At 33.2% G+C, this 4,748-nt stretch carries 2 protein-coding genes and 1 pseudogene; all 3 read left to right on the top strand.

Annotated elements, in window-relative coordinates; genetic code table 11:
• Positions 1 to 867 (top strand): annotated as a pseudogene (locus tag GBO31_RS23205) (hypothetical protein); the annotation flags it as partial.
• Positions 868 to 888: 21 nt separating this feature from the next.
• On the top strand, positions 889 to 3,354 hold the full coding sequence (locus GBO31_RS23210) for a S8 family serine peptidase (protein ID WP_219011008.1): 2,466 nt from the start codon (positions 889 to 891) through the stop codon (positions 3,352 to 3,354).
• A gap of 57 nt (positions 3,355 to 3,411) precedes the next feature.
• Positions 3,412 to 4,748 (top strand): glycerophosphodiester phosphodiesterase (locus tag GBO31_RS23215; RefSeq protein WP_219011009.1); only part of this gene is annotated, 1,337 nt, incomplete at its 3' end.

Consider the following 4,748-nt stretch of genomic DNA (forward strand, 5'->3'; position numbering starts at 1 on the left):
CCTTCATCTGGATTTAACAATACTGGATCAGGTAATACATTTACTGGTTTTTATTCTGGTTATAATAATGTAGCTAATTATAATACATTCTATGGTGTTTATTCTGGATATAGTAATACCAATGGAGGTCATAATGTTTTTATAGGAAACAGATCGGGATATTCAAATAACTCCGGTTCGTTCAATATTTTTATAGGTGATTATAGTGGTTTTAAAAATACGACTGGCGGCGCTAATACCTTTGTTGGTATGAATGCTGGAAAAAATAACACAGTTGGTCAAAATAACTTATTTAATGGTCAAGGAGCAGGATATACAAATACTACAGGAAATGCAAATGTTTCATTAGGAAAGGAAGCAGGATATCAAAACACATCCGGAAATGGAAACATATTTATTGGATATAAGTCAGGTTATCATGAAACTGGTAGTAATAAATTATATATCCAAAACACCTATGAAATTTCCCATACCACCCCATTATTATATGGTGACTTCAAAACAGGACAAATTGGTATCAATACAAAAAATATTCCGGCTGGTCATGCTTTTGCAGTTAATGGGAAAGTAATTGCAGAAGAACTAAGAATAAGAAGTTATGCTAGTTGGCCAGATTATGTCTTTAAAGAAGATTACAAACTACCTACTTTAGAAAAATTAGAACGAGAAATAAAAAGACTAGGACACCTTCCTGGAATCAAATCCGCAAAAAAAGTAGAAAAAGAAGGATATAATGTTTCTGAAATAAATGCCAATCTGTTAGAAAAAATAGAGGAGTTAACATTGTATGTAATAGAAATTAATAAAGAGGTGAAACGATTAAAAAAGGAGAACAGTAAACTGACCAAACTACTTTTCAATAAATAATATAACAGTAAATTTCTAAAGATGAAAGAAAAAATTAATCCTGTGAATTTTGTCCTGACTATACTGTTGTTATCAAACATCTCAATATTACTTGCGCAAAGTAATGAGTGTGTATCTAACCGTGTTATCACCGAAATTATTGCTAAAGGAGAGGTAAACTTATCAAAAGCTATAAACTCGATTACTGCTTCTAACACCATAGAAAAAAGTGGTGTAGGAACATATCTAGCAAAAGATGAAATTGTTTTATCCGATAATTTTGTAGCTAAAGCTGGTTCAGATCTTAGAGTCTTGATCAATAATGATTGTGAAATAATCTTTACCGAAGGATTTGAAGAACCAAAACCTAACGATGAGTTCTACATATGGCAATGGGGGCATGAAAACACCAGAAATGCAAAAAAATATGATCTAGGAATTAGGGATATTAATGCAAGAGAATCGATAGGTACTTTTAATATAGATGCCAATATTTTTGAAGCATGGCAAACAACAAGAGGATCAGATTTAATTACAGTAGCCATTATTGATAGTGGTCTGGATCCAAATCATCCAGATCTCGATTACAGCAGAGTTCTTATAGGGAGAAACTTTGATAATGGAACTACAGATACTCGAGATGAAATAGGACATGGTACACATGTAACAGGTCTCTTAGCTGCCATCCCTTTTAATGGAAGAGGAATAGCTGGTATTGATGAATTTTGCAACATTATGCCACTAAAAATTACAGCTGGTACTGCTAATACTACTCAAAAAATAGCTGAAGCCATAAAATATGCTGTAGATTATCCTATAAACCCGCAAAAGAAAGCGAATATCATTTCGATGAGTTTAGGGGCGCATCCTATCGGTACCGAAGATTTCAACATACAACGCGAAGCTGTTATATATGCAATAGAAAATGGAGCCTTAGTATTGGCCGCAACAGGCAACGATAATAGACCAACTACAGATTATCCGGCACGATTTGAAGATGTTGTAGGCGTTGGGGCATTATCACCATGCAATACGAGAAAAAGTCAAAACCCACTCTCTTGCGATAATGACACTAGAAGAGACCTAGGAACTATTTGGGGTAGTAATTATGGAGAAGGATTGGATATTATGGCTCCTGGAGTATTATTACCTACCATAGATGTCGTTGGCAATGATCAAGGGTTTTCCACTTTACAAGATCAGGGCATAGATCAATATCTGTCTGATTTTGATGGAGACTACTTATTTGACGGTTTTGGTACTTCGTTGGCTACTCCTTTTGCATCTGGAATTGCCTCCCTCATTTGGGCAGCAAATCCGAACTTAAAGAATTATCAGGTCCGTCATATTTTACAAAGTACTACCATCCCAATGGGAACCAATGACACAGGACATGGAAGGGTGAATGCAGCAGCAGCAGTACAACTAGCTAGGGATTTTAATCCAGATACAGATTATTTATTACCAGACTTAAAGGTCGAAGTACTATCTACTATTCCTAATACTATAGATATAACAGATGGGCTTACCATAAGTATTAGAATAACAAATAGAGGTGACAAAACAGTTTCTGATTCTAATTTAAACATTAAGTTAAGAAGTATTTTTAATCCATTAAGTAATGAATATAATGAATATGAACTATTATCTGATAGTGTAGGAACTTTGGTAAAAAATCAAACTATAGTTTTAAATTATTCATTAGACTTCTGTAATAATGATTTACAGAATTTAAATATTTTCGAAAGACTTCAATATTTATCTATCACTCTGAATAATAACAATAATGAGATAAGTAAACTAAATAATCAAGCACTCATTCCTATTAGCTTTACTGAAAATCAATTAGCTGATCTAGTTATAGGAAATATAGGGATTTCAAATGTATTTACAGACGCTATTGATTTGGATTTTGATGTGGAGAATATCGGACAAGGGCATAGCAGGGTCCAGTTTGGAAGTATTCAAGAACAACAAAATTTTTATAAGTATTATCTCTCGGACGATACTGTTTTAGATCGAAAAAAAGATCTTCAGGTGTTTACACAATTCATACCATCTAATCCATATTATGGAAACTTATTCTTATGCCCATCAACCAGCAAAACTAATAATCCACCACCACTTCGAAACATCACTAGTTTTAAAGATTATCTAATCATTGAAATTAATGCTGATAACTCTATTACAGAAGCAGATCAAACAAATAATATTAAAGTAATAGAAATTCCATTATCTAAACAATCTGGCGAACCAAATAAAACAAAAGAAGAAATATCATTCTCTGTTTTTCCAAACCCTGCAAAAGATAAAGTTACTTTACAACTGCCTACATCAGGAACTGTGAATGTTTATAACATTTCAGGTGTCAAAATAGCTTCTCAGCAATCTATTTCAAATGAATTAACTATTAAGATTGATTCCTACGCAGATGGATTGTATTTGATAGAATTCATGGATGAGGATGGTAAACAAATAATAGAAAAAATAGTTAAAAATTCCAGATAATTCTTTGCTATAATAAATTCAAAAAAATGGCAACCAAACATATAATTTCAAGATAAAATGAAAAAAGTAATATACTATACAATCATTGGATTATTCTTTGTTCAATGTACTACTGATGATCTAACAATAGAATCCATAAAGGAAAATGATATAGAAATAGATTTGTATAAACAAGCCTATAGTGGCATCTGGAACGGCAGTGCTAGGTCATTTCCAGTATCCCCAACCGGTAATAAACTAGCCGTTTCCTGTCATAATTGCTACAGCCCTGAGAATAGTGCAAGATTAGCTCCTACTCTTGATATTATTCATAAAGCACAGCAAGCCGGAGCAGATCTCATTGAACTAGATGTATATCAACGTGATAATACCTTATATATAAACCATGATAGACAAGATTCTGGTACCCTACCGCTATCTCAAGTATTAGCTGATCACCAATTAAAAGCTGGAGATCAATTGTTATTTATTGAAATAAAAAGTAACTCAAATCCCTCCAGTATTGGTCAGAAATTAGTAACACTTTTGGATCAATATCAATACATTTCCAGAAGCCGACCTGTGGTAATAAGATCATTTGATGATGGTAATCTCGATTATGTCAAAAACTACATCAATAATCATCCACTAAAAGATTACATATTTCTGAGTAGATTATTTGGAGAAGGAAGTTCTTCGAGTGATCAACAATGGCATAACGCTATAAGAAATCAATATCAAAAAGGCCGTAAAATGGTTGAATTTAATTACCGAAGTCCAAATATTATGTCCAAAATTATGTATGCTAAAAGTCTAGGTTTGGCAACAAATTTATTCACACTTACTAACTTTTCTGAAGTATATGTAGCAGCAATGCGTAATGATTTGGACGCTATAACTATTGAAGGAGGATATAGAAATAAACCATCCAATATTGCATTATCAAGAACAGTCATTCAGGAGAGTTCTCAATTGGCTTACACAAATGTTGCTTTACAATCATTTCAAGGTAATAGTTATCAGGTTTATGATAGAAGGAACACTAAATGGTTTAATCTTTTTTCTGCAAATGCACCTACCTTAGAATTGTCATCAGCCGGAAAGAGCCTTTTTGGAAAATCCTTACAATTCAATGCTTCAAGACAGCAATCGGTTAGAACTTGGGATAATGACAATAGTACCAACGGTGGATTTTTGGTGACAGCAGTAGTGGATTTTGATGACCTTAGTCTTTCACCTAATGAGACACAGGCAATAGTTCAAAAAGCAGACGCAGCAGGATTTGCTTTAGAATTACATCGTTCAAACACAGGTAGCTCCGTCTTAAGATTTGGAGTCTATGTAAATGGTAGATATCACTATTCTTCTTTACCAACATCAACATTTAATAGCCAAGATTCATATCTTCTAATTGG

Source organism: Aquimarina litoralis (assembly GCF_019295435.1).
GTDB classification, from domain to species: Bacteria; Bacteroidota; Bacteroidia; order Flavobacteriales; family Flavobacteriaceae; genus Aquimarina; species Aquimarina litoralis_A.

Bases quoted from the DNA above. Each gene is read 5' to 3' on its own strand.
- GBO31_RS23210 (WP_219011008.1), top strand. From the start codon at position 889: ATGAAAGAAAAAATTAATCCTGTGAATTTTGTCCTGACTATACTGTTG.